Genomic DNA, 24,560 nt, shown 5'->3' on the forward strand with positions numbered 1-24,560 from the left:
AGACGTCCGCGATGGCCAGCCTTTCGGCCTCGAACCATGTCGCCCGTGTCTTGTCCGCCGCCAACCACGTGGCCGACGTCGATGCTTCTTCGCGCATTGCCAATTCCTGGCGGCGCTGCCTGGTCAGCCACAAGCTTGATCCCGCCCGTCAGGGGCCGCCGCAGACGCTCACCGAAGCCGAGATCCGTCACGTCGCCGAACCCATGGAGAAGACGATCCGGCTCGCAACACCGGAGCTCGACGATCTCGCCCGTGTGCTGCGCGATGCCGGCTATTGCGTCAATCTGGCGGACGTGAACGCAACCATGCTGTTCAGCCGCCTGCCCGGCGAAGCCGACGCAAGACTATTCATGGACTGGAAGATCTACACCGGCTCAAATTTTTCCGAGTCCTTCGAAGGCACCAATGGGCTCGGCACGGCACTTGCCGAGCAAAAGCCGATCCTGGTGCATCGCGACGAGCATTTTCGCGCGCAGTGGCACATGTTCTCCTGCGCCGTGACCCCGCTGTTCGACGAGGCCGGAAGGCTTGCAGGCGCCGTGAACATCACCTCGTGCCGCGAGGACCTCGAACGCACCGCGCATCAGCTTGCGTTGGCGGTGACGATGGAGGCGACGCGGCGCATGGAGGGTGCGATCTTCCGCGGTCATTTCCGCAACGCCTGGATCGCGACCGTCCCGGGCGACGGCGGCAGCGGCCTGCTCGCCTATGACGACGATCGCCGCATCGTGGGCGCCTGCCGTTCGGCGCGCGCACTGCTGGGTCTCACCGACGGCTTGATCGCATCCGGCATCGATCTGTCGCGGTACGTCAAGTTTGCTGCGCGCGACGCAGACGATCTCGTCGAGCTGCGCCGGGCCGATGGCACTCCGCTGGGGCATGGCCATGTCGCGCCGCCGCTGCGGGCGAGGGCCTCGACCCGTCCGCTCGCGCCGCGCCGCGAGGCACCGGTCGATCGCATCGATGCGCTGCAGCGCCTGGCCGGCCGCGATCCCGGCCTGATCAGGAGCGTGAAGCGACTTAAAAGCGTCGGCGATCACAATCTGCCGGTGCTGCTGCATGGCGAGACCGGCGTCGGCAAGGATGTGTTCGCTCGTGCCATTCACGCAACCGGCAATCGCGCGCGTCACAACTATGTCGCGCTGAACTGCGCGGCGATGCCGGAAAGCCTGATCGATGCCGAGCTGTTCGGCTACGAGGCCGGCGCCTTTACCGGCGCGCGCCGCGACGGCTCGAAGGGCCTGATCGTGCAGGCCGACGGCGGCACGCTGTTCCTCGACGAGATCGGCGACATGCCGATCGCGCTGCAGACGCGGCTGCTGCGTGTGCTGGAGAACCGCGAAGTCTGGCCGCTCGGCGCGCTGAAGCCCGTGCCGGTCGACATTCGCCTGATCAGCGCCACCCATCGCGATCTCGGCCGCATGGCCGAGGAGGGCGCCTTCCGCACCGACCTCTATTTCCGTCTGCGCGGCATGGAGGTGCGGCTGCCGGCCTTGCGCGAGCGCGCCGACCGCGACGACGTCATCCGCCAGATCGCGCGCGAAGAAGCGCCGAACTGCTCGCTCTCGGACGAGGCCTGGGCGCAGCTCGCGGCCTATCCCTATCCCGGCAACATGCGCCAGCTCCGGCATGTGCTGCGGCTCGCCGGCTGCACGGCGGAGGACGGCGTGATTACCGATGCCGATCTCGATCTGCCGCCGTTTGGAAGGGCGGTGGAGGCGGACCTGGCAGCGGCGGAGCGCGCCACGATCGTGGAGGCACTACGCAAGCACGGTGGTCGTGTGACTGAAGCGGCGCGCGCGCTGAAGCTGAGCCGTGCCACACTGTATCGTAAGATCAAGCTGTTGAAGATCGAGACGACGCAGTAGTACTCAGCTGCGTGCGGCGCACGTTCTTCCCCTCTCCCCTTGTGGGAGAGGGTGGCTCGCCGCGATAGCGGCGAGACGGGTGAGGGGTATCTCTCCGCGAGCGAGACTCTCACTTGAGCCCGCGGAGACATACCCCTCATCCGGCGCTTCGCGCCACCTTCTCCCACAAGGGGAGAAGGGAAGACAGCGCCGCTCCTACGAAAAATCACTCCAGCTCAGATGCCGCGAGTCGAGGTCGCCGACCGTCACGGTGCCGCGGATTTCGCGAGGAGCGTGGAAGCTGCTGCGCAAATACACAAGCGGCGCCGCGCCGTCGGAATGCGATGCGCCGCGCACCTCGCCGATGAAGATCGAATGCGTCGTCGTCTCGAATTCCTGGGCCAGCACGCAATCGAACGCGGCGACCGCATCGCTCAGCACCGGCGCGCCGGTCACTCCGCGCGTCCACTCCCCGAACGCAAAACGGTCGTCGCCATTGACGCCCTTCTGGCCGCTGAAGGTCAGCGCCAGCGCCGCGTGGTCCTCGTGCAGGAAGTTGATCGCGAACGCGCCTTCCTCGCGGATACGCGCGTGCGCACTGGCGTTGCGGTTGACGCAGACGATCAGGGATGGCGGTGAGTCCGACAGTGAGCAGGCCGACGTCACCGTCAACCCCGTGCGTTTGCCGTGCTCGGCCCCCACAGTGACCAGCGCGACGGCACCGGCACACTGGCGCATCGCCTGCTTGAAATCCTTGGCGTCGAAAGCACTGGCGTCCACCGTCACGCGGAAATCTCCGAAATGGATGCGGGTGCGGCACGATCGCGCCGCACCCGCGTCGGGTCAAGCCGCCTTCTTCGCGGAGCCGAGATGCTTCAGGCGCGGCATCACCTCGTTCCTCAGCAGCGACAGCGAGTGATGCCAGGCTTCAGCCTTGTGCTTGTAGTCGAAGCCGAACACCAGCAGCACGCCGAAGCCGCCGACCTCCTCGTAGATCTTCTCGATTTTCTCGGCGACGGTCGCGGGTGAGCCGACGATCCAGTTCCGCTTGGCGCAATATTCGACGGTGACGTCGCTATCGGGCACGTCCGGCGCGTGCTTCAAATAGTCCTTGAAGCCGAAATGGCCGAGCAGCGGCAGGAAGTACTCGCCCATCATCCGGCCCATCATGTCGCCGGTCGAGAGCCTCCACGCTTCCTCGTCGGTATCGGCGACGAACACCTCGCGCACCAGCCGCCAATCCGCGCGGTCCGGCTTGCGCCCGGTCTTGGCGGCACCTGCTACGACCGAATCCCAATGACTGCCGACATAGGCCGGGTTCAGGTTGAGGCTCATCGGAATGAAACCGCGCTCGCCGGCGAGCTTCAGCGTGTCCGAGTTCTTCGACAGCCCGGCGACGCCGATCGGCGGATGCGGCGTCTGCAACGGCTTGATGTGCGGCTTGAGGAAGTCGAACATCGTGTCCGGCTTGGTCACCGTCCAGAACTTGCCCTTGTAGGTCCAGGGCGCGGGATCGCTCCACATCTTCAGAATGATCTCCAGCGCCTCGCGCGTCATGTCGCGGTTCTGACCGCTCATGCCGTCGACGTTGAACATGGCCCAGTCGCTCGGCAGGCCGCTGGCCGCGACGCCGAAATTGAGCCGCCCGCCGGAGAGATGATCGAGCATGGCGACGCGGTTGGCGAGCTCGGCCGGATGGTGATAGGGCAGCAGGAAGCCGCCCGGCCCGATGCGGATGTTCTTGGTCTGCATCAGTGCCTGTGCGATTAGCAGGTCCGGCGTGGGATTGGGTTCCCAGGGCGCGGTATGGTGCTCGCCGACCCAGGCCTCCTGATAGCCGAGCTCGTCGAGCCAGCGCATGACTTGCAGGTCCCAGTCGTTCCCTTCCTTCAGGCCGCACTCCGGCGGGTGCGAAGGCATCGTGAAATAACCGATCTCCATGGGTTTCCTCATCTGATGTTGACGCGTCTTGTTGCGCGGTTCACGGACGTGAGCGGGAACACTTTAGCAAGCGGTGTGCCACCTCTCCGCAAGCGCTTTGCCAGCGCGAGCGGCGCCTCGAACCCGTGAGAAAAGGCTGGTTTGCGGCAGCAATAGCCGATATCCCGGGGCAGATTTGCGAGGCCTCGTCTCATTGTCGCGAGACGGCGTCTCGGCGCTGAGACGAGGATACGCGTTGAGATGACCGAACCTGCCTATGTCGCGGTAGACTGGGGCACCAGCAGCTTCCGGCTCTGGCTGATCGACCGCGCCGGCGAGGTGCTGGCCGAGCGCCGCAGCGATGAGGGCATGCTGGTGGCCGCGAAGGCTGGCTTTGCCGCCGTGCTGCAATCGCATCTTGCGGCAGTCGAGGCTCCCGATCATTTACCCGTCCTCGTCTGCGGCATGGCCGGCGCGCGTACCGGCTGGGTCGAGGCCGGTTATGTCGATACGCCGGCGCCACTCTCCGCTGTTCTGAAGCATGCAGCGCGGGTGCCGGGCGAGACGCGCGATATCCGCATCCTGCCGGGTATCGCGCAGCGCGAAGCGAAAGCGCCGGACGTGATGCGCGGCGAGGAGACGCAACTGCTCGGCGCGCTCGGTCTCGATGCCGTAGGCGAAGCGCTGGTCTGCATGCCCGGCACGCATTCGAAATGGGTGCGAGTCAAGGACGGCACGGTTGCGCATTTCTCCACCTTCATGACCGGCGAGCTGTTCAGCGTGGTGTCGCGCGAGACGATTTTGTCGCTTGCGGTCGCAGGCGCCGAGGACGCCGAGGATGTCGCGAGTTTCCAGGCGGCGGTGAAGGCCGCGTATGAAGCGCCGGCCTTCGCCGCCAATTTTCTGTTCGGCGCGCGGTCGCGTCAGCTTTTGTTCGGGGGCACACCGGCCGCGGCGCGCGAAACGCTGTCGGGAACGTTGATCGGCGTCGAGCTGGCGGCAGGGCTGTCCGGCGCGATGCCGAAAGCGGGAATCACGCTGATTGCCTCGGGGCGGCTCGCAATGCTGTACCGGCTGGCTTTCGACACACTGTCGGTCACCGTGAACCCGGTCGATGCCGATGCAGCCGTCCGCCGCGGTCTGTCGATGGCGGCTGCCGCGATCTGGACGAAATGAGAGGACTGTTGAGATGAGCGTTCCCTTTCCGCCGATGAAGCGACCACTGGTCGCGATCCTGCGCGGCGTGAAGCCCGAGGAAACGCAGGCTATCGTCGGCGTGCTGATCGAAGCCGGCATGACCGCGATCGAGATTCCGCTGAACTCGCCGGACCCGTTCCGCTCCATCGCGACAGCCGTGAAACAGGCGCCGGCGGACGTGCTGATCGGCGCCGGCACGGTGCTGACCACCGCAGATGTCGATCGTCTCAACGATGTCGGCGGCAAGCTGATGGTGTCGCCGAATGTCGATACGCAGGTGCTCACGCGCGCACATCAGTACGCCATGGTGACGTTGCCGGGCGTGTTTTCGCCGACCGAGGCGCTGCTTGCTGCGCGCTCCGGCGCCTCGGGCCTGAAATTCTTTCCGGCGAGCGTGCTCGGCGCGTCCGGCATTGCCGCGATCCGTGCCGTGCTGCCGGCCGGCGTGATGATCGCCGCCGTCGGCGGCGTCTCCGATGAGAACTTTGCGGAGTACATCAAGGGCGGCGTGACCGCGTTCGGGCTCGGCTCCAGCCTCTACAAGCCCGGCATGACGGCAACGGACGTTGCCGCTCGCGCAAAGGTGACGATCGCGGCCTACGATCGGGCGATTGCGAAAGACTGAGCCCGCAATAAACAAGCCGTGATGCGGTCACACCCGCGCGTTATCCTATCTTGCTGGACAGCGAGATCAGGAGACCGACATGGCAATCAACAACGTGGCCGATCTGTTCGTGGCAACGCTCGAACAGGCCGGCGTCAAACGCATCTACGGCATCGTCGGCGATAGCCTGAATGCGCTGACCGAGCGCTGCGACGGCGCGGCACGATCGAGTGGATCCATGTGCGGCACGAGGAGGTTGCGGCCTTCGCCGCTGCCGGGGAAGCGGAGATGACGGGCAGCCTTGCGGTGTGCGCGGGCTCGTGTGGTCCCGGCAATCTGCATCTGATCAACGGCCTGTTCGACGCCCATCGCAGCCGCGTTCCCGTGCTGGCGATCGCGGCGCAAATCCCGACCGCCGAGATCGGCAGCGGCTATTTCCAGGAGACGCATCCGCAAAACCTGTTCCGCGAGTGCACCCATTATTGCGAGCTGGTCTCCGATCCGAGTCAGCTGCCTTACGTGCTGGAAAACGCCATTCGTGCGGCGGTGGGCATGCGCGGTGTTGCCGTCGTCGCCATGCCGGGCGACGTCGCGTTCCGCTCGCCACCCAAGCGTGCGCTGTCGACGGCGCGCGGCCTTGCGCTGTCGGCGCCGAAGGTGATGCCGCAGGCTGATGAGCTGAAAGCGCTTGCGGACCTCCTCAACGGCGCCGAGCGCATCACCCTGTTCTGCGGCCGCGGCTGTGCCGGCGCGCATGCGCCGTTGATGCAGCTTGCGAAAGCCTTGAAGAGCCCGATCGTGCATGCGCTGGGCGGCAAGGAGCATGTCGAATACGACAATCCCTACGATGTCGGCATGACCGGCTTCATCGGATTCTCCTCGGGCTATGCCGCCATGCACGCCTGCGACGCGCTCGTGATGCTCGGCACGGATTTTCCCTACAAGCAGTTCTTCCCGACCGATGCGAAGATCGCGCAGATCGACATTCGTCCGGAAAATCTCGGGCGCCGCTGCAAGATCGATCTCGGCCTCGTCGGCGAAGTCAAGCTCACCATCGAGGCGCTGCTGCCGCTGCTCAAGGCCAAGACGCAGCGCAGGCATCTCGACGATGCGATCGCGCACTACAAGAAAGCACGCGACGGCCTGGACTCGCTCGCCAAGGGCACGCCGGGCAGCAAACCAATCCATCCGCAATACCTGGCCAAGGTCATCAGCGACCATGCCTCAGAGGATGCCGTGTTCACCGCCGATGTCGGCACGCCGACGGTGTGGGCCGCGCGCTATCTCGACATGAACGGCCGCCGCCGGCTGATCGGCTCGTTCGTGCACGGCTCGATGGCCAACGCCATGCCGCAGGCAATCGGCGCGCAGGCCGCGCAGCCCGGCCGCCAGGTGATCTCGCTCTCGGGCGACGGCGGCTTCACCATGCTGATGGGCGACCTGATCACGCTGACGCAGATGAAGCTGCCGGTGAAGGTGGTCATCTTCAACAACGGCGTGCTCGGCTTCATCGCACTGGAGATGAAGGCGGCCGGCTTCGTCGACACCAACGTCGATCTGGAAAACCCCGACTTCGCGGCGATGGCGCGCGCGATGGGTATCTTCGCAAGGCGCGTCGAGGATCCCGGCGAGCTTCCAGGTGCGATGAAGGAGATGCTGGTTCACAACGGACCGGCGCTGCTCGACGTCGTCACCGCGAAGCAGGAGCTGTCGATGCCGCCGACCATCACGCCCGAACAGATCAAGGGCTTCAGCCTCTGGGTCTTGCGCGCCGTGATGAACGGCCGCGGCGACGAGGTCGTCGATCTCGCCAAGACCAATCTGCTGCCGCGCTAACCCCGCTTGACCGACGGCACCGGCAGCCGCTCATGGCGGCGCTGGAAGCGTTGCCAGTGCAGGACGATCCCGATCAGCAGCGCCGGCACGAAGCCGAGCGTGATCAGGAAATGCGGCAGCTGCGCCGGCGAGATGAACGCAATGCCGATGTCGGAGATCAGCCAGAGCGCGGCGAACATCACGGCGAAATCGGTGCGCGGGCAGCGCAGATAGTAGAACACGGCGGTTATGACGACGGCGGGTCCGATGGCGATGCCGATCATCACCGTCGTCAGCTCCTTCGGTGTCAGCGCGTCGAGCACCATCGCTGCCAGCAGCCAGAGTGCGGCGAACATGGCGACGATGTCGAGCGGATGCCGCAACCCAATACCTCTCGCGGGAACATGCTATCGTTGTGGCCCAGACCTTGGCCGTCAAGGGAAAATGCGCCTATTCCTCGTCGTTTCCGGGCGTCGGCCGCAGCATGAAATGGCCGAAGGCCGTGGCGATCGGCTTGTTCGCATCGTCCTGCCAGGCCCGCGCCTCGAACGCGACGATGCGCCGGCCCTGCTTCACGATCGAGACGTTGGCGAAGGTGTCGAGCGCGCGGCCGGAGCGCAGATAGTTGACGGTCAGTCCGATCGGCTTGGGCAGTGCGGCGGCGCCGAGCTCGCGCGCCACTCCGAAGATCGCGGTGGTCTCGAGGAAGGCGCCGGTCATGCCGCCATGGATCGCGGGCAGGATCGGATTGCCGATGATCTTTGGCGAGAACGGCATCGTCAGTGTGTCGTCGTCGTTGACGCGAATGCCGAGGCAGCGCGCGAACGGGCTATTGGCGAACGGGCCTTCCGGATCGTCCGGCGCCTCCAGCGACGGAATGCCGGGCGAATCCATTCTGCGGTCCGCGAGCATGTTGGTGCGGTTGGCGCCGATCATGAAACAGGCGGTCGCGGTCGCCACCGGATCGTCCTCGGACTCCTGATAGGCGGTGGAGCGAACGAAGGCGATCGAACGCGTGGTGCGGTAGCAGACCGAATGCGCCTTGATGTCGAGACCGGGCGTTGCCGGCTTCTGATAGTCGATGCGCAGATCGAGCGTTGCGATTGCGCTCGTGCCGTCCAGCGCGAGTTGCACCGCCATGCCGCAGCTCTCGTCCAGCATCGCGGTGACGACGCCGCCATGCAGGACGCCGGTCTCGGTGTCGCCGACGAAGACGGGCCGGTAGGGCAGGCTGGACCAGGCCTCACGAGGTGCGAAGCGGTCGAGCTGAAGCCCGCTGATCTGGCCGTAATCGGAGCGGCGGCCCTTGATCGCCTCGGCGAGGTCCTCGAACGAAAGTGTGGTCGGTGAGCTGGACATGAGGACGTTCTAGACCAGCGGCGGGCGCGGCGCAAAACCCCGGATGCGCGTCCGGCGGCAGGCGTGCCGGGGGCGGTTTGGCCTCGACAGGGCGGGCCGAAGCAACGATGGTGGGCGCCTCGTTCGTTCGACTAGCCGCAAGGAGTGCCCATGGCCGATCCCGAAATGCCCGCCACCAGCCAGGGGCCCGTCATCATTTCGACCTCGAGCTCGGAGCGGGCGCCAATCATCTATTTCGACGGCGCATCCTGCTTCGGACACCACAACGGCGCCATTCAGATCGAACTCGCCGCGAACCTCCTGATGCCGGTCGGCGCCGCCGTCAGGGTTGACGTCGTTCAGACCGCGCATCTGCGCTGCAGCGTGGCCGCCGCGCTGGCGCTGCGCGAAGCGCTCGAAAAGGCGCTGGCAATGTACCAGCAGGGCCAGCAGCAGACCCGGCCGGAGGAAATTCCGACGGTGAAGAACTGAGGCCGTTAGCGGATCGCAGTTAATGCGATCAACGCGCTCAGCTCACATGCACCTTCGGCTTCCTGCCGTCGTTCCACTTGCCGTCGATCGCGCGCTCGATCTGGGCGGCGAGTTGCAGCAGGAGGCCGTCATTGGCCTGTTTCGCAATCGCCTGGATGCCGAGCGGCAGGCCGTGGTCCTGCGTCGCCATCGGCATCGAGATCGCGGGCATGCCGCAGAGATTGGCGAGCGGCGTGAAGGCGAAGAAGCGCCAGAGATTGCCGAACCAGTCGAGCACGTCGGGGTTGTCGGAGATGGTGAGATATTCCCGGGTGCCGACCTTCGGCGTCGGCAGCGCGGTGATCGGCGTCAGGATCACGTCCCACTGCTCGAAGAAGGCGCCGAAGGCGCGCGAGGTCGTGTTGAACACGCCTTGCATCTTCGCCCGCTCCGCGAAGCTCGTATGCCGGCCGGCTTCCCAGATCCTAATATTCATGGGCTCGATGAGGTCTTCCGGGGGGCGTTCCAGCCCGCGCGCGGCGAGCATGTTGGAGATCACCACGGCAAAATTCGAGATATAGCAGATGGTCTGCGCCTCGAACGCGGCGCGGAAGTCGAGCTCGGGCAGGCCGTAATCGACGTGATGGCCGAGGCCTTCGAGGAAGCGACCGGCTTTCGCCAGCTCGGCCGCGATCTCAGGCGTCGCGGTGTAGTCGCCCCAGGTGTGTGACAGCGCGATGCGAAGCTTTGAAGGGTCGCGCTTGATCATCTCGGAATAAGGCTGCGCCGTGGTCCAGAACGGCATGAACTCGCCGGGCGCTGCTCCCCTTGCATGATCGACGAAGGCGGCGGTGTCGCGCACCGAGCGCGACTGGCAGCCCTGGATCGAGACGAGGCCGGTGAGATCGGACATGTGCGGTGCGAGCGAGAACACGCCGCGCGAGACCTTCAGCCCGATATTGCCGTTGACCCCGGCGGGGATGCGGATCGAGCCGCCGCCGTCGGTCGCATGTGCGATCGGCACCACGCCGGCGGCAACCATTGCGGCGCTGCCTGCCGACGAGCCGCAGGTAGTGTAATCGGTATCCCAGGGATTGCGCGTGACATAGACGGCCGGATTGTCGGCCGAACTGCAGACGCCGAATTCCGGCGTCGTGGTGCGTCCGATCAGGTTCAGTCCGGCTTGGCGGAATTTGCCGGTCAGGAACGTGTCGGCGCTGGCGCGATTGCCGCGCATCAACAGCGAGCCCATCTCCTGGAGCCGGCCCTTCATGGTCGGGCCGAGGTCCTTCATCAGGAAGGGCAGGCCGGCGAACGGGCCGGCGACATTGGCGCCGTCCTTGGCCGGATCGGCGATCACGTCGTCGAACAGCTCGACCACGCCCGACAGTGCCGGATTGAGCTTGGCAACACCTGCAGCGGCCTGGCGCGCCAACTCCTTTGCCGTGAGCTCGCCCTTGCGGACGCGCGCGGCCAGCCCCACGCCGTCGTGCTGCGCCCATTCGTTCCAGCTCATCGGAAAAGTCATGCGATCCAACCCTCTTCATGCGGCGCCACCTTAGTTTCGCACGGGAACACTTTAATCAACTGAGCGGCGCGAAGGGCAGGGTTGCGCCGGATGGAGAGGTAAGCCCGCATTGCATGCGTACGCATCAATTCGAGAGCTTAGCGATCACCGCGACCGGGCCGCCGCCGGCGGGGCCCTGGTGCTCGGCGCCGCCGGAGACATAGACCGCCCCGGTGCCGGCGAGGCCGGCAATCAGGCCGCCGACGGCAGCCCGGGCGTGCCGTGTCGAGCTGATATCGGTATCTTCCAGCATGGTGTGTCGGAAGCCGCGCACGCTGCCATCAGGCGAGGCCTCGGCCTTGGCGAAGACGTTGACGAGCTCGCGGCCGGTCGTCGTCTGCGGCGCGGCACCGAGCCCAACGCTCTCCAGCGCCGCAAGCACCGCGGCGGCGTCGATCGCATCGCTCATTACGGCATGCCCGATCTCGAATTCGCTCGTCGAGGACATAGCGTTGCCGAGCACGATGACCACGTTGTGCATCAGCTCGATTCCGGACGATGTCGAGGCGACGTTCGAGAACAGATCGTAGCGTCGCAGCACGTCCTCGCCGCGAATGTCGGTTGCGATCTCGCCGAGCGCGACTGCAACGCCGAGCGCGGAGGCGCCGCGGGAATAGGCCATCGAACTGTAGGCGCTGGTCGTCACCGTCTTGTTGCCGCGCGCATTCGCTGCCGCAACGCGCTCACTGGTGAGCAGCGGGCACTTGATCTGCACGAAGTGGACGTCGGCGGGATCGGCGATGCCGGCATCCTCCGTCGCGGCCTTCACGGCGTCGGCTGTCTCCATGATCTGAGCGGAGCGGCCGAGTTCTTCCGGGAGAAAATCCCGCGTGTGCGCCATGCCGATGCTCAGGCGCTTGCCGGCGGTGCCTGCCGGGCGCTGCAGAACGTCGCGGCGCGTGAACACGGTGATGTGCGGGCTCAGCACGCCCTCGGTGCCGCCGGACATCACGAAAGCGATGCGCTGCTCGACCTCCTGCGGCGAGAGCCCGAGCTGCGGCGCCAGCGCCGTGCACAGCGCGGCAACGGCATATTCCCGGGTAAAGTCGTTGACGCCGCCATTGCCTTCGGTCTTGCCGAGGATGGCCAGGATGGATGTCGGATCGATCGCGCCGGAGCCGATCATGCTGATCAATCCGGAGACGTCGCCGGGGCCGTGGGTGGCGACCTTGAAGACGCCGACCGATGTCGTCCGCATGATAGTCCTCACATGGGGTTCAGGAGCCCGACGGACAAAACAGCCGCTGAACGAGGGTGTCTGTCAAGGTGTCGAGGCAATCTCCACCGTCGTCCTGGCGAAAGCCAGGACCCATTACCCCAGGGGAGTTTGGCGAAGGCTCGTCGTTCGGTACGCCTACCGCCCACAATCGATGAATCACGCGGTATGGGTCCAGGCTTTCGCCAGGACGACAGCAGGATGTGGGTCGTCTTCCCACGCTCCCACGATTGTGGCGAGATCGCATCGGCCCGACAAAAAATCCCTTGTCGACGGCCGCTCGCCGCACCTTGATGAATCAACCCCGATTGGTCCATAAGCGGCGTCCCGCAGCCGGTGGTTCGCCTCCGCGATGCGTGCTTGGATAGAGGGGTTCTCGCGTGGCAAATATCAACCAGAAAATTGCGCAGGAGCTTGGGGTTCGGGCGGAGCAGGTCGAGGCGACAGTGGCGCTGCTCGACGGCGGCGCCACGGTTCCCTTCATCGCCCGCTACCGCAAGGAGGCGACCGGTGCGCTCGACGACGCGCAATTGCGCACGCTGGAGGAGCGCCTGGGTTACCTGCGCGAGCTCGAGGACCGCCGCAAGGCCATCCTCGAATCGGTCCGCGAGCAGGGCAAGCTCGATGCGGCGCTCGAAGCCTCCATTCTCGCCGCCGACAGCAAGGCACGCCTCGAAGACATCTATCTGCCGTTCAAGCCGAAGCGCCGCACCAAGGCCGAGATCGCCAAGGAAGCCGGCCTCGAGCCGCTCGCCAATCAGCTCATGGCCGAGCCCACCAACGATCCGAAGGTCGTCGCCGAAGCCTTCGTCAATGCCGAGAAGGGCGTTGCCGATGCCGCTGCGGCGCTCGACGGCGCCCGCGCCATTCTGGTCGAGCGTTTCGACGAAGACGCCGACCTGATCGGTGCGCTTCGCGAGGAGGTGTGGACCAATGCGCGCATGGCCTCCAAGGTGCGCGACGGCAAGAAAACCGAGGGCGAAAAGTTTGCCGACTATTTCGAGTTCTCCGAGCCGCTGACGAAGCTGCCCTCGCACCGGATTCTTGCGATGTTCCGCGGCGAGAAGGAAGAGATCCTCGATCTCCAGATCCAGGCCGAGACCGAAGCATCGCCGCCGGGCGTGCCGAGCGTGTATGAGCTGAAGATCATGAAGCGGTTTGGCATCGCCGACCTCAAGCGCGCCGGCGACCGCTGGATGATAGACACCGTGCGCTGGGCCTGGCGCACCAAGATCCAGGTGCATCTCAACATCGACCTGCGCATGCGGCTGTGGAATGCGGCCGAGACCGAGGCTGTGCGCGTGTTCGCCTCGAACCTGCGCGACCTGCTGCTCGCGGCGCCCGCCGGCACCCGCGTCACCATGGGGCTCGATCCCGGCTTCCGCACCGGCGTCAAGGTCGCCGTCACCGACGCAACCGGCAAGGTGGTGGATACCGCCGTGATCTATCCGCACGAGCCGCAGCGGCAGTGGAACGAGGCGCTTGCGATCCTCGGCAAGCTCGCGCTGAAGCACCGCGTCGAGCTGATCGCGATCGGTAACGGCACCGCCTCGCGCGAGACCGACAAGCTCGCGGCCGACCTCGTCAAGGGCCTGCCCGATTTGAAGATGACCAAGATCGTGGTGTCGGAAGCCGGCGCGTCGGTTTATTCGGCCTCGGCATTCGCCTCGGAGGAATTGCCGGGCCTCGACGTCACCCTGCGCGGCGCCGTCTCCATCGCGCGGCGGCTCCAGGATCCCCTCGCTGAGCTGGTCAAGATCGAACCCAAGGCGATCGGCGTCGGCCAGTACCAGCACGACCTCGGCCAGGCCAAGCTCGCGAAATCGCTCGACGCCGTGGTCGAAGACTGCGTGAACGCCGTTGGCGTCGACGTCAACACGGCGTCGGCTCCGCTGCTTGCGCGCGTGTCGGGCGTCGGCTCCGGCCTTGCCTCCAGCATCGTGGCCCACCGCGACGCCAACGGTCCGTTCAAGTCGCGCAAGGCGCTGAAGGACGTGCCGCGGCTCGGCCCCAAGGCGTTCGAGCAGTGTGCCGGCTTCCTGCGCATCCTCGGCGGCGAGGACCCGCTCGACGCCTCCGGCGTGCATCCGGAAGCCTATCCGGTGGTGCGCCGGATTCTCAGCGCCACCAAGAGCGACATCAAGGCGTTGATCGGCAGCAGCGACATCGTTCGCACGCTGAGGCCGAAAGACTTCGTGGACGAGACGTTTGGTCTGCCGACCGTCACCGACATCCTGCGCGAGCTCGAGAAGCCCGGCCGCGACCCGCGGCCGGCGTTCAAGGCCGCGGTGTTCATGGACGGCGTCGAGGAGATCAAGCACCTCAAGAAGGGCATGATCCTCGAGGGTACCGTTACGAACGTCGCCGCGTTCGGCGCCTTCGTCGACATCGGCGTGCACCAGGACGGCCTCGTGCACATCTCGGCGATGTCCAGGACCTACATCAAGGATCCGCGCGAGGTGGTGAAGCCCGGCGACATCGTCAAGGTGAAGGTGCTGGACTTCGAGGTCGCGCGCAAGCGCATCTCGCTGACGCTGCGGCTCGACGACGAGGTCGGCGCCAAGAAGGAAGCGCCCGGCATGCAGCGGGACAACAGCTCACGCAACCCGTCCCGCATGACTTCGTCGGCCCCGCGCCAGCAGGAATCTTCCGGTGGCGGCGGCGCCCTCGCCGAAGCGCTGCGCCGCGCGGCCGAGAAGAACGGCGGCAAGCGGGCGTAGGTACTTAAGCCCTCCCCGCTCTTCTGCGGGGAGAGGTCGGATCGTCTCCGTACGTTGAGCTGCTCAACAACCGGAGAGTTCTCTCCACGTCGTCATTGCGAGCGCAGCGAAGCAATCCAGACTGCCTCCGCCCGGACAGTCTGGATTGCTTCGTCGCAAGGGCTCCTCGCAATGACGAGGAGAGAGCGCGGGTCCGCCTCCCTGACACCCGCGTCAGAATCTGGCGCGTTTGTAAGTTGAAGGTGCCGGTCCCTTGCTTTCATCTGAGCCTCCTCGCGCGGCAGGTATCGCCGCGCAGCACGGAGGACGCTTCGATGGACAACAGGATTCTCAAAGGCCTTACGGCGGTGTCGATCGCCGCGGTGATGGCGCTCGCTTCGCCTGTGCTCGCCCGTGGCGGCGGTGGCGGAGGTCACGGCGGTGGCGGCTTTGGCGGTGGCGGGCATTTCGGTGGCGGCGGCATGCACGCGGGAGGCTTCGGCGGCGGCATGCACGCCGGTGGCTTCGGTGGTATGCACGTTGGCGGCATGGGCGGCGCCCGTTTCGCCCATGTCGGCGGACCGGGCTTCGGCGGCGCCCGCTTCGCACATGCGGCGATCGGGCCGCGCTTCGCTGGCTCCGGCTGGCACGGCAGGCCGTTCATCGGCCGCCACGCCTTCTTCCGGCACCACCATCGCTTCTTCTTCGGAGCACCTTTCATCTACGCCGGCTACAATGACGGCTGCTGGCGCAGGAGCTTGACGCCCTATGGGTGGCAATGGGTCAATGTGTGCGGAGACAGTTGGTACTAGCATCGCCGTACCGCACCATTGTCGCGATCGTCATCGGGCGGTTCCGCTCAGCCCCGGAACGGGATAGTCTGGTGACGATCGTCGCGCGGAGTTTGTCATGACCGGAGCTCACCGCCGCATTCTGGTCGTCGAGGACGACGCGGAAACCGCAGGCCAGCTCGTCGAGGAGCTGACGATCTCCGGCTACGACGTCGATCTCGCCGCCACGGGGCGCGAAGCCCTCAGCCACGGCGCCGCGCGCGACTATGCCGTGATCACCATCGACCGCATGCTGCCCGACATCGACGGCATCAGCGTGATGCGCCAGTTGCGCGACGACGGCATCGCCGCGCCGTTCCTGATCATCTCCGCACTCGGCGAAGTCGACGACCGCGTGCGCGGCTTGCGCGCCGGCGGCGATGATTATCTTGTCAAGCCGTTCTCCTTCACCGAATTGCTGGCGCGGCTGGAGGCACTCGGCCGGCGCAGCGACACCGTTGCGAAGGAGACAATCCTGCGGGTCGGCGATCTCGCCATCGACCTGATTGCACGCAGCGCCAGCCGCCGCGCCAGGAAGATTCCGCTATTGCCGCGGGAATTCCAGCTGCTTGAATATCTGGTCCGCAATGAGGGCCGCGTCGTTTCGCGTGCGATGCTGCTCCAGCACGTCTGGGATTTGCACTTCGATCCGTCCACCAACATCATCGACGTCTATGTCGGGCGCGTCCGTCGCAAGGTCGATGATGCCCAGGCCTATCCGCTGATCCACACCATCCGCGGCATCGGATATTGTCTCCGTGCTCCTGGCTAAAACGCTCCGCTCCTCGACCTTCCGCCTTGCGCTGATCGCGATCGGAACGTTCGGGCTGATCGTCGCGGCGATCATGACCTATGTCTATTTCGGCACGATCGCCTATGTGCAGAGCCGGGTCGGCGACGCCGGCGATCACAGCGGCTTCACCGCGATGATCGAGCTCGCAATGGCTGTGGTAGCCGTGCTGATGCTGGTGCTCGCCGGGCTCGCCGCGGTGCTGGTGACGCGCCGCACGGTCGGGCGAATCGAGGAGATCAACGCCACCAGCCGCGCCATCATGATGTCCGGCCTCGACCAGCGCATTCCCTTGCGCGGCAGTCACGACGAGTGGGACCGCGTCGCCGAAAACCTCAACCAGATGCTCGATCGCATCGAGACTTTGATGGGCGAGGTCAAGCAGGTCAGCGACAACGTCGCTCATGATTTGCGTACGCCGCTGACGCGCATGCGCGGCCGGCTGGAAAAGGCCTATCACGCCCCTCGCAATGGCGAAACCGACACAGCGCTGATCGGCGACACCATCGCGGATCTCGACGCCGTGCTCGGCATGTTTGCCTCCATCACCCGCATCTCCGAGATCGAGACCCGCGCCCGCCGCAGCGCGTTTCGCACCCTCAATCTCGCCGAGATCGCCGGCGAGGTCGTCGAGCTCTACGATGCCGCCGCCGAACAGGTCGCGACGCGGCTCAGCCTGGGCGGCGACCGCGAGGTGGCGATTATTGGCGATCGCGACCTCCTGTTCGACGCCATCGCCAATCTCGTCGACAACGCGATCAAGCACGGCTGCCAAGGCGGGCAGGTGACCGTCACCTGCCGCAGTGCCAACGAGGCGGCAGTGATCGCGATCGCCGACGATGGTCCGGGCATTCCGGCGGATCAGCGCGATCACGTGTTCAAGCGCTTCTACCGGCTCGAGCAGAGCCGCTACACCCCGGGTAACGGTCTTGGCCTGAGTCTGGTCGCGGCAGTTGCCGGCCTCCATGGCGCCGAGATTGCCCTGCACGACAACGCGCCGGGCCTGACGGTCCAGCTCAGCTTCCCGCCGCACCCGTCTTAGAGTTCGATCACGCCGCGGCGGGCCGCATGTGCCACCGCATCGGTGCGGCCGGTGGCATCGAGCTTGTCGAGCAGCGAGCCGACGTGGAATTTCACGGTATGCACGGAAATGTTGAGCTGACGCGCGATCATCTTGTTGGAGCCACCTTCCGCCATCAGTGCCAGCACGTCGAGCTCGCGCTGCGTCAGCGCGATATCGTCGGGCATGATGCGCGGATCGCGAGTGACAATCGTCGCGGCGGCCTTCTCGCCGGGGTTGGCGAGGCGAAGTCCGGCGATATTGCCGAGCAGAGCCGCGAGGCGATCGGCGAGGGCGGGATCGTCGATCTCCAGGGACAGCACGATCTCGGGCGCGATGTCCTCGCTCACGCCTCGGGCCTCTCGCCGACCGTGACCTTGAAGCTGACCGGTTCGCCGCCGCGGTGCGCGGTCACGTCGACGACCGCGCCCACGCTCGCCGGACCGAGCGTCCGCGACAGCGCACGTACGCCGGACAGCTTCTGGTCGTTGACCGCGACGATGACGTCGCCCTGGCGGATGCCGGCCGCGGCCGAAGGTCCGGCCTTGTCGACATTCATCACCATCGCGCCGACGCCGTCGTCGAGCCGCACCGGCTGCAGTCCGAGACCGAGATATCCGCGTGCGATGTGGCCGCGGGCCTCTAATTGTGCCGCGACCCGTTCGATCGTCGCCGTCGGGATCACCAGCACACGCCTCGGGCCGAGCACAGCCATGCCGAAGGAGTCGCCCGATGCATCGAGCGCGAGGCCGCCCTGCTGGCTGGAGCGCAAGCGGACGTCGAGCTCGATCCGCGCGTCGATGTCGCCGCCGCGCAAGGAGCGCCAGCTCTTGCCTGAGGCCGATACCATCCCGAGCGTGGCGCTCGGCGCATCGCGGTTGGTGGCGACGACGACCGACAACGCGCCCAGGGGCGGCACAATTGTGGACAGCTTGACCGGGGTCATCGCAGTATCGGCGCGCAACAGTGCGATATCCGTCGTATGGTCGCGACCCGCGATCGTGGCAGCCGCGGTGCTGCCGTCGGGGAGGCCGATCTCGACGTCGCCCTCGTCGGCCAAGGCCTCGTCGGCGGTGACGATCAGGCCGGGTTTCCAGACGAAGCCAGTGGCGCGGGAGCGATGCGAATGCACGGCGACGACGGACGGCGCAGTGCGCGCCACCACATCTGCGAGTGCGGACGACAGCGAGGTCAGGGGAGTTGAGTCGGTCATAGCAGGCTCCTGTAAGCTGTCCTCAATCTGGGATGTCGCGGGCAATTGCGAAACTGGCCGGATGGCCAGGAAAACGACCATGAAAGTGACCGGGAAAGCTGGTCCGTAAGACCACGGCCGACGAACATGTGATTGGGAGCCGCTCACGGCAACGTGTAGCAATCAAGAAATTGCGCCGCACGGCCCTAGACGTTTCCAGCGAGCCCTGACCGATGACCATCGACCTGACCCGCCGTACCCTGCTTCAACTCGCCGGCGCCAGCTCGCTTGCAATGGCGGCCGCGGGCGCGGCGCGCGCCGAGGGCGCACCACAGGGCGGTGGGCCGACCTACGCCAGCCGCACGCCGATGCGGGTCGGCATGGTGACGCTCCGGGTGAAAAATCTCGACAAGGTCGCCGACTACTATCGCGACGTGATCGGCCTTACCGTCTTGGAGCGCTCTGCGAGCGCCGCCAAGCTCGGCACAGCCGGTATCACGCTGCTGGTGCTGGAGGCCAGTCCTAACGCTGAAATCGAGCCGCGCAATGCCGCCGGCCTCTACCACACCGCGTTCCTGATGCCGACACGCAAGGACCTCGCGCGCTGGCTGGTAGCAGCCGCCTCGCATCGTGTGCCGCTGTCGGGCTTTGCCGATCACCTCGTCAGCGAATCCGTCTATCTCGACGATCCCGAAGGCAACGGCATCGAGGTCTATGCCGACCGCGATCCCTCGCAATGGCAGTGGAGCGAGGGCAGCGTGAAGATGGCGTCCGACGAGCTCAACATTCCCGACCTGCTGTCGCTGACCAATACGCGCGTGCCTGATTATGCCAAGGCGCCGGACGGTTTGCGCATCGGCCACATGCATCTGCGTGTCGGCGACCTCGCGCAGGCCGAGCGCTTCTATCACGGCGCCGTCGGCCTGGACCCGACCCGCAGCCGCAACGGTGCTGCGTTCCTGTCGTCGGGCCGCTATCACCATCACCTCGGCATGAACGTCTGGCAGAGCCAGGGTGCCGGCCAACGCGACGATCAGGCAACGGGGCTCGCCTGGTTTTCGCTCGTGACGGAGAAGCCGGACCTGCTTGCCGCGCAAGACGAGCGCCTGCGCAAGGGCGGCGCGAAAGTCACGGCGCTGGCGGACGGCGTGGAGGCGATCGATCCCTGGGGCACGCGGGTGCGGCTGATCAGGGTTTGATCGCCGGCGCGAGCGTTGGTAATACCGGTCTGGCGCTGGCCAGTTTCCGGGATTCACATCTGACATGTCCGATTTTCGCGGCGTCTTCCCCTATCTCGTCTCGCCCGTCGACGCCGACGGCACGGTGCGGACGAATGTGCTCGCAAAACTCTGCGACGATCTGATCGGCGCCGGTGTCCACGGTCTGACCCCGCTCGGCTCGACCGGCGAGTTCGCCTATCTCAATGCCGCCCAACGCACCGCGGTGGTGCAGACCACGATCGAGGCAGCCAAGGGGCGTGTGCCCGTTGTCGCGGGCGTGGCCTCCACCTCGACGGCGGACGCGGTGGCGCAGGCGAAAGCGTATCAGAAGCTCGGCGCCGACGGCATTCTGGCGATTCTGGAAGCGTATTTCCCGCTCGCCGATGCCCAAATCGAATCCTATTTCCGCGCCATAGCGGATGCCGTGGACATCCCCGTCGTCATCTACACCAATCCGCAATTCCAGCGCTCCGATCTCACCCTCGACACCATCGCGCGCCTCGCCGAGCATCCGCGCATCGGCTACATCAAGGACGCCTCGACCAACACGGGCCGGCTGCTCTCGATCATGAACCGCTGCGGAGATGCCTTGCGGGTGTTCTCGGCCTCCGCCCACATTCCAGCCGCGGTGATGCTGATCGGCGGGCTCGGCTGGATGGCGGGCCCGGCCTGCATCATCCCGCGCCAGAGCGTCGCGCTCTACGACCTCTGCAAGGCCGGCCGCTGGCATGAGGCGATGGCGCTCCAGCGCAGGCTGTGGCGCATCAACGAGGCTTTTGCCCGCTTCAACCTGGCGGCCTGCATCAAGGCCGGGTTGGCCATCCAGGGCTACGACGTCGGCGATCCCGTCCCGCCGCAGGCCCCTCTCACCGCCGATGCGCGCAAGGTGGTGGAAGCGGCCTTGCGGGAGCTTGGCTAGCCGTCCATAGGACGGCTTCGCTTGCGCTCGCCTATGCCCGGCATGACGAAATCGTGGATATACCGCCTAAAACCGCGGCTGGCCTCGCATGCCTCGATCCGCTAAAAGGCAGCCGCTTTTGAGACATTAAGGGACCCCACGGAATGAACATTCTTCCCGGCAATTTGCGTTTCGGAGCGGGGCAGCCCGTCAAGCGTTTGGAAGACCAGCGACTGCTCACCGGGAAGGGGCAGTTCATCGACGACAAGCCGGAAGATGGCGCGCTGTGGTTGTACCTGCTGCGCTCGCCGCATGCCCACGCGAAGATCGTCTCGATCGACGTCGGCGCCGCCACTGCGATGCCCGGCGTGACCGCGGTCTACACCGGCGCCGACCTCGTCAAGGACGACATCGGCGTCATCCCGACCTTGAGCATCTTCAAGCGCCCCGACGGCAAGCCGATGACGGTGCCGCCACGTCGCCTGCTGGCGCACGACATCGTGCGCTACGCCGGCGAGGCCGTAGCCGCTGTGGTGGCCTCCTCGCGTGCCGACGCGCAGAGCGCGGCCGAAGCGATCGTGGTCGAATACGACGTGCAGCCGGCCGTGGTCGATCCCGTCGAGGCGGTCAAACCCGGCGCGCCCGTGGTGTGGCCGGAGGCGCCCGACAACATCGTCGGCGCGATGAGCTACGGCGATGCCGCCAAGGTGGACGAAGCTTTTGCCAGGGCGGCGCATACCATCGAACTCGATCTCGTCAGCCAGCGCCTGGTGCCGTCGGCCATGGAGCCGCGCTCGACCATTGCCGAGATCGACAAGAAATCCGGCCGCCTTCTGCTGCACGTGCAGTCGCAGACACCCGCCTCGACCCGTGACGTGCTGGCCGAGGCCGTGCTGAAGCGTCCGAAGGACAGCGTTCGCGTGCTGGTCGGCGATATCGGCGGCGGCTTTGGCCAGAAGACCAACCTTTATCCCGAGGACGGCATCGTCGCCTATGCGGCAACCAAGCTAAACAAGAAGATCCGCTGGCGCGGCGACCGCACCGACGAATTCGTCGGTGGCACCCACGGCCGCGATCTCACCTCGACCGCTTCCTTCGCGCTCGACGAGAAGGGCAAGGTGCTGGCCTATCGCGTCAGCTCGATCGGCTGTACCGGCGCGTATTCCTCGGGCGCGGCCAACATCATTCCGCTGGTGCTGGGGCCGTTCGTGCAGACCGGCGTCTACGATTTGCCGCTGGTGCATTTCGAGGTGAAGTCGGTGATGACCCACACCGCACCCGTCGGCGCCTATCGCGGTGCGGGACGCCCGGAGGCCGTGTTCATCGTCGAGCGCCTGTTCGACGCGGCCGCGCGAAAGATCGGCATGGATCCGCGCGCGATCCGGAAAGCCAACTACATCAAGCCGGCGCAACTGCCGTACACCAACGCGGCAGGGCAGGTTTACGATTCCGGCGCCTTCGCGCACATGCTCGATCGCGCCGTGAAGCTCGCCGACTGGGACGGCTTTGCCGCGCGCAAGAAGGCGGCGAAGAAGAAGGGCCTGCTCTACGGCCGGGGCCTCACCTCCTATATCGAATGGACCGGTGGCCGCGCCCACACCGAAAAGGTCAGTCTGCACGCGACGTCGGAAGGCCGCGTCATCCTGCATTCCGGCACCATGGCGATGGGGCAGGGATTGCAGACCACCTACACCCAGATGATCTCCGACACGCTCGGCATTGCCATGGACAAGATCGACGTGGTCCAGGGCGACACGGATCTGGCGACGGGCTTCGGCAGCGTCGGATCGCGTTCGCTGTTCGTCGGCGGCACGGCGGTCGCGGTCTCCTCCAACGATCTGATTCAGAAGGCACGGGAGAAGGCAGCGAACGTACTGGAGACCTCGATCGAGGACATCGAATATCAGGGCGGCATGCTCACCGTGGTCGGCACCGACCGCCGTATCAGCCTGTTCGAAATTGCCGAGAAAGAAGGCGGCGCGAAACTCAGCGTCGATTCCGAAGGCGAGGTCGACGGTCCGAGCTGGCCGAACGGCACCCATATCTGCGAGGTCGAGATCGATCCGGAGACCGGCGTCTCCAAGGTCGTGCGCTACACGACCGTCGACGACGTCGGTGTCGCCGTGAACCCGATGCTGGTGACCGGCCAGATCCATGGCGGTGTCGCGCAAGGCATAGGCCAGGCGCTGTACGAAGGCGTCTCCTACGATGCCGACGGTCAGCTCCTCACCGCGAGCTATCAGGACTACTGCATCCCGCGCGCCGACGACGTTCCGCCGATCGTGGTGACGCTGGACGATTCCGCGCCCTGCCGCACCAATCCGCTCGGCGCCAAGGGCTGCGGCGAATCCGGCGCCATCGGCGGCCCCCCCTGCGTCACCAACGGCGTGATGGATGCGCTCGCCGAACTCGGCATCACCCAGCTCAACACGCCGCTGACGCCGCAGAAGATCTGGCAGGCGATCCGGGATGCGAAGGTGGGGTAGTTGTAGTCTGCGCCGTCGCAACAATCACAATTGTCGTCCCGGCGAAGGCCGGGACCCATAACCACCGAGTCCAATTTGGCGACGGCTGGTGGTGACCAGCTTCGTGCTACAACTTCGTCACGGCGTATGGGTCCCGGCCCCCCGTGCGCAATGGCGCACCAGGCCGGGACGACAGCGAGAATGTAGCGCCGGTACCCCTCAAATTCCCAGCATCATCTTCGCGATGATATCGCGCTGGATCTCCGAGGTGCCGCCGAAGATCGTATAGGCGCGGCCGTTGAGATATTCCGGCACGACAGTCAGCATCTCGTCCGGCATCGGCGGCTCATGGTTGAGCCTGTAAAGCGGGCGCATCGGCTCGACCGCGAGGGCGTCGTGGCCGATCACGTCGGCGCCGAGCCGCGTCACGGCCTGCCGGATCTCGCTATTGCGCAGCTTCAGGATCGACGACACCGCACCGGGATTCTGTCCGGTCTGCAATGCCGACAGCACGCGCAGCTCGGTCATCTCCAGCGCGTCGATGTCGACCTCGACCTCGGAGATGCGCGTCGCGATATCGAGGCTGTCGATCGCGCGCCCCGTCAGGTCGGACTCGGCGAGATCCGCGATCGCCTTCAGCCCCTCGCGCAATTTTGCCGAAGCGATGCCGGAGCCGCGCTCGAACTCGAGCAGATATTTGCCGTAGGTCCAGCCCTTGCCCTCCTCGCCGACGCGGTTGGCCACGGGCACCCGCACGTCGTCGAAGAACACCTGGTTGACCTCGTGGTCGCCGCCGATTGTGAGGATGGGTCGCGTGGTGATGCCCGGTGTCTTCATGTCGATCAGGATGAAGCTGATGCCATCCTGCTGCCGCGGGCCGTCGCTGGTGCGCACCAGCGCGAACATGCGGTTGGCGTGGTGGGCATGCGTGGTCCAGATCTTGGTGCCGTTGATGATGTAGTCGTCGCCGTCGCGCACCGCGCGCGTCTTCAGCGACGAGAGATCGGAGCCGGAGCCCGGCTCGGAATAGCCCTGGCACCAATAATCCTCGCCGGAGAGAATGCGCGGCAGGTAGAAGTTTTTCTGCTCCGGCGAGCCGAAGCCGATGATGACGGGGCCGACCATCTTCACGCCCATCACGTTGACATTGGGCACGCCGGCCCGCGCGCTTTCGGTCTCGAAGATCCAGCGCTGCGCCGGCGTCCAGTCGGGACCGCCATGCTCGACCGGCCAGCCCGGCGCGCCCCAGCCCTGCTTGTGCAGCGTGCGCTGCCAGGCCATGCCGATATCGGGGTCGGAGAACACCGACGGCGTCAGCGCAGTCGCGCGCTTCATCTCTTCGGTGAGATTTTTGGCAATGAAGCCGCGCACCTCGTCCTGGAAGGCGCGCTCCTCGGCATTGAACGACAGGTCCATGATGCGCTCCTTGTA

20 protein-coding genes and 1 pseudogene are annotated in these 24,560 nt (G+C 65.9%); 12 read left to right on the plus strand and 9 right to left on the minus strand.

All coding sequences use genetic code 11. From position 1 onward, the window contains the following. The first annotated feature begins 11 nt into the window (after positions 1-11). Positions 12-1,868: a sigma-54-dependent Fis family transcriptional regulator gene (locus tag GWG67_RS32520; protein ID WP_275173601.1), complete on the plus strand. Its 1,857-nt coding sequence runs from the start codon at positions 12-14 to the stop codon at positions 1,866-1,868. Positions 1,869-2,063: 195 nt separating this feature from the next. Here GWG67_RS32520 and GWG67_RS32525 read toward each other — a convergent pair whose 3' ends face one another. Together GWG67_RS32525 and GWG67_RS32530 are read right to left on the minus strand one after the other, a co-directional pair. Then, on the minus strand, positions 2,064-2,633 hold the full coding sequence (locus tag GWG67_RS32525) for a flavin reductase family protein (protein WP_275173602.1): 570 nt from the start codon (positions 2,631-2,633) through the stop codon (positions 2,064-2,066). Between the two features lie 57 nt (positions 2,634-2,690). Further along, the gene (locus GWG67_RS32530) at positions 2,691-3,788 is read right to left on the minus strand and encodes an LLM class flavin-dependent oxidoreductase (protein WP_275173603.1); all 1,098 of its coding nucleotides are present in this window, start codon (positions 3,786-3,788) and stop codon (positions 2,691-2,693) included. A gap of 240 nt (positions 3,789-4,028) precedes the next feature. Between GWG67_RS32530 and GWG67_RS32535 the strand changes: the two genes are divergently transcribed. From GWG67_RS32535 to poxB, 3 genes and pseudogenes are all read left to right on the plus strand, one after another. Continuing rightward, on the plus strand, positions 4,029-4,943 hold the full coding sequence (locus GWG67_RS32535) for a 2-dehydro-3-deoxygalactonokinase (protein WP_275173604.1): 915 nt from the start codon (positions 4,029-4,031) through the stop codon (positions 4,941-4,943). A gap of 13 nt (positions 4,944-4,956) precedes the next feature. Further along, positions 4,957-5,589 carry a 2-dehydro-3-deoxy-6-phosphogalactonate aldolase gene (locus tag GWG67_RS32540; RefSeq protein ID WP_275173605.1) on the plus strand — a complete coding sequence of 211 codons (633 nt, stop codon included), beginning with the start codon at positions 4,957-4,959 and terminating at the stop codon, positions 5,587-5,589. Between the two features lie 79 nt (positions 5,590-5,668). Next, a pseudogene (gene poxB / locus GWG67_RS32545) lies at positions 5,669-7,404 on the plus strand (ubiquinone-dependent pyruvate dehydrogenase). Here the strand turns inward: poxB and GWG67_RS32550 are convergent. Continuing rightward, on the minus strand, positions 7,401-7,766 hold the full coding sequence (locus GWG67_RS32550) for a hypothetical protein (protein WP_275173606.1): 366 nt from the start codon (positions 7,764-7,766) through the stop codon (positions 7,401-7,403). The pseudogene poxB and the gene GWG67_RS32550 overlap by 4 nt on opposite strands. Positions 7,767-7,833: 67 nt before the next feature. Beyond that, positions 7,834-8,742 (minus strand): PaaI family thioesterase, encoded by a 909-nt coding sequence (locus tag GWG67_RS32555; RefSeq protein ID WP_275173607.1) that lies wholly within the window; start codon positions 8,740-8,742, stop codon positions 7,834-7,836. A 150-nt stretch (positions 8,743-8,892) separates the two neighbouring features. Between GWG67_RS32555 and GWG67_RS32560 the strand changes: the two genes are divergently transcribed. Continuing rightward, complete coding sequence (locus tag GWG67_RS32560; RefSeq protein WP_275173608.1) at positions 8,893-9,213, plus strand: hypothetical protein; 321 nt, start codon at positions 8,893-8,895, stop codon at positions 9,211-9,213. Positions 9,214-9,250: 37 nt separating this feature from the next. Here GWG67_RS32560 and GWG67_RS32565 read toward each other — a convergent pair whose 3' ends face one another. Further along, positions 9,251-10,720: an amidase gene (locus GWG67_RS32565; RefSeq protein ID WP_275173609.1), complete on the minus strand. Its 1,470-nt coding sequence runs from the start codon at positions 10,718-10,720 to the stop codon at positions 9,251-9,253. Positions 10,721-10,844: 124 nt separating this feature from the next. Then, a complete protein-coding gene (locus GWG67_RS32570; protein ID WP_275173610.1) occupies positions 10,845-11,957 on the minus strand; it encodes a ring-opening amidohydrolase in 1,113 nt (370 codons plus the stop codon). A gap of 398 nt (positions 11,958-12,355) precedes the next feature. Here GWG67_RS32570 and GWG67_RS32575 point away from each other — a divergent pair, with 398 nt between their 5' ends. The 4 genes from GWG67_RS32575 (at position 12,356) to GWG67_RS32590 (ending at position 17,336) form a co-directional block, all read left to right on the plus strand. Next, positions 12,356-14,695, plus strand: a complete 2,340-nt coding sequence (locus tag GWG67_RS32575; protein ID WP_275173611.1) for a Tex family protein — start codon at positions 12,356-12,358, stop codon at positions 14,693-14,695. A 314-nt stretch (positions 14,696-15,009) separates the two neighbouring features. Continuing rightward, positions 15,010-15,486: a hypothetical protein gene (locus GWG67_RS32580; protein ID WP_275173612.1), complete on the plus strand. Its 477-nt coding sequence runs from the start codon at positions 15,010-15,012 to the stop codon at positions 15,484-15,486. 97 nt (positions 15,487-15,583) lie between these two features. Then, positions 15,584-16,276, plus strand: coding sequence for a response regulator transcription factor (locus GWG67_RS32585; RefSeq protein ID WP_275173613.1), 693 nt, complete (start codon positions 15,584-15,586; stop codon positions 16,274-16,276). Continuing rightward, a complete protein-coding gene (locus tag GWG67_RS32590) occupies positions 16,263-17,336 on the plus strand; it encodes a HAMP domain-containing sensor histidine kinase (RefSeq protein ID WP_275173614.1) in 1,074 nt (357 codons plus the stop codon). Before GWG67_RS32585 ends, GWG67_RS32590 begins: the two co-directional genes overlap by 14 nt. Here the strand turns inward: GWG67_RS32590 and GWG67_RS32595 are convergent. After that, a complete protein-coding gene (locus GWG67_RS32595; protein WP_275173615.1) occupies positions 17,333-17,704 on the minus strand; it encodes a response regulator transcription factor in 372 nt (123 codons plus the stop codon). The genes GWG67_RS32590 and GWG67_RS32595 overlap by 4 nt on opposite strands. Continuing rightward, the gene (locus tag GWG67_RS32600) at positions 17,701-18,567 is read right to left on the minus strand and encodes a S1C family serine protease (RefSeq protein ID WP_275173616.1); all 867 of its coding nucleotides are present in this window, start codon (positions 18,565-18,567) and stop codon (positions 17,701-17,703) included. Before GWG67_RS32600 ends, GWG67_RS32595 begins: the two co-directional genes overlap by 4 nt. A 212-nt stretch (positions 18,568-18,779) precedes the next feature. Between GWG67_RS32600 and GWG67_RS32605 the strand changes: the two genes are divergently transcribed. The 3 genes from GWG67_RS32605 (at position 18,780) to GWG67_RS32615 (ending at position 23,150) form a co-directional block, all read left to right on the plus strand. After that, a complete protein-coding gene (locus GWG67_RS32605) occupies positions 18,780-19,745 on the plus strand; it encodes a VOC family protein (RefSeq protein WP_275173617.1) in 966 nt (321 codons plus the stop codon). Positions 19,746-19,809: 64 nt separating this feature from the next. Further along, positions 19,810-20,685, plus strand: coding sequence for a dihydrodipicolinate synthase family protein (locus GWG67_RS32610; RefSeq protein ID WP_275173618.1), 876 nt, complete (start codon positions 19,810-19,812; stop codon positions 20,683-20,685). A gap of 143 nt (positions 20,686-20,828) precedes the next feature. After that, positions 20,829-23,150, plus strand: a complete 2,322-nt coding sequence (locus tag GWG67_RS32615; protein ID WP_275173619.1) for a xanthine dehydrogenase family protein molybdopterin-binding subunit — start codon at positions 20,829-20,831, stop codon at positions 23,148-23,150. Positions 23,151-23,348: 198 nt separating this feature from the next. Here GWG67_RS32615 and GWG67_RS32620 read toward each other — a convergent pair whose 3' ends face one another. Next, positions 23,349-24,545 (minus strand): acyl-CoA dehydrogenase family protein, encoded by a 1,197-nt coding sequence (locus tag GWG67_RS32620; protein ID WP_275173620.1) that lies wholly within the window; start codon positions 24,543-24,545, stop codon positions 23,349-23,351. Positions 24,546-24,560 lie beyond the last annotated feature (15 nt).

Source organism: Bradyrhizobium sp. CSS354 (assembly GCF_029051725.1).
Classification (GTDB): domain Bacteria; phylum Pseudomonadota; class Alphaproteobacteria; order Rhizobiales; family Xanthobacteraceae; genus Bradyrhizobium.

Bases quoted from the DNA above. Each gene is read 5' to 3' on its own strand.
- GWG67_RS32520 (WP_275173601.1), top strand. From the start codon at position 12: ATGGCCAGCCTTTCGGCCTCGAACCATGTCGCCCGTGTCTTGTCCGCC.
- GWG67_RS32530 (WP_275173603.1), bottom strand. From the start codon at position 3,788: ATGGAGATCGGTTATTTCACGATGCCTTCGCACCCGCCGGAGTGCGGC.
- GWG67_RS32535 (WP_275173604.1), top strand. From the start codon at position 4,029: ATGACCGAACCTGCCTATGTCGCGGTAGACTGGGGCACCAGCAGCTTC.
- GWG67_RS32540 (WP_275173605.1), top strand. From the start codon at position 4,957: ATGAGCGTTCCCTTTCCGCCGATGAAGCGACCACTGGTCGCGATCCTG.
- GWG67_RS32555 (WP_275173607.1), bottom strand. From the start codon at position 8,742: ATGTCCAGCTCACCGACCACACTTTCGTTCGAGGACCTCGCCGAGGCG.
- GWG67_RS32560 (WP_275173608.1), top strand. From the start codon at position 8,893: ATGGCCGATCCCGAAATGCCCGCCACCAGCCAGGGGCCCGTCATCATT.
- GWG67_RS32565 (WP_275173609.1), bottom strand. From the start codon at position 10,720: ATGACTTTTCCGATGAGCTGGAACGAATGGGCGCAGCACGACGGCGTG.
- GWG67_RS32570 (WP_275173610.1), bottom strand. From the start codon at position 11,957: ATGCGGACGACATCGGTCGGCGTCTTCAAGGTCGCCACCCACGGCCCC.
- GWG67_RS32580 (WP_275173612.1), top strand. From the start codon at position 15,010: ATGGACAACAGGATTCTCAAAGGCCTTACGGCGGTGTCGATCGCCGCG.
- GWG67_RS32585 (WP_275173613.1), top strand. From the start codon at position 15,584: ATGACCGGAGCTCACCGCCGCATTCTGGTCGTCGAGGACGACGCGGAA.
- GWG67_RS32600 (WP_275173616.1), bottom strand. From the start codon at position 18,567: ATGACCGACTCAACTCCCCTGACCTCGCTGTCGTCCGCACTCGCAGAT.
- GWG67_RS32605 (WP_275173617.1), top strand. From the start codon at position 18,780: ATGACCATCGACCTGACCCGCCGTACCCTGCTTCAACTCGCCGGCGCC.
- GWG67_RS32610 (WP_275173618.1), top strand. From the start codon at position 19,810: ATGTCCGATTTTCGCGGCGTCTTCCCCTATCTCGTCTCGCCCGTCGAC.
- GWG67_RS32615 (WP_275173619.1), top strand. From the start codon at position 20,829: ATGAACATTCTTCCCGGCAATTTGCGTTTCGGAGCGGGGCAGCCCGTC.
- GWG67_RS32620 (WP_275173620.1), bottom strand. From the start codon at position 24,545: ATGGACCTGTCGTTCAATGCCGAGGAGCGCGCCTTCCAGGACGAGGTG.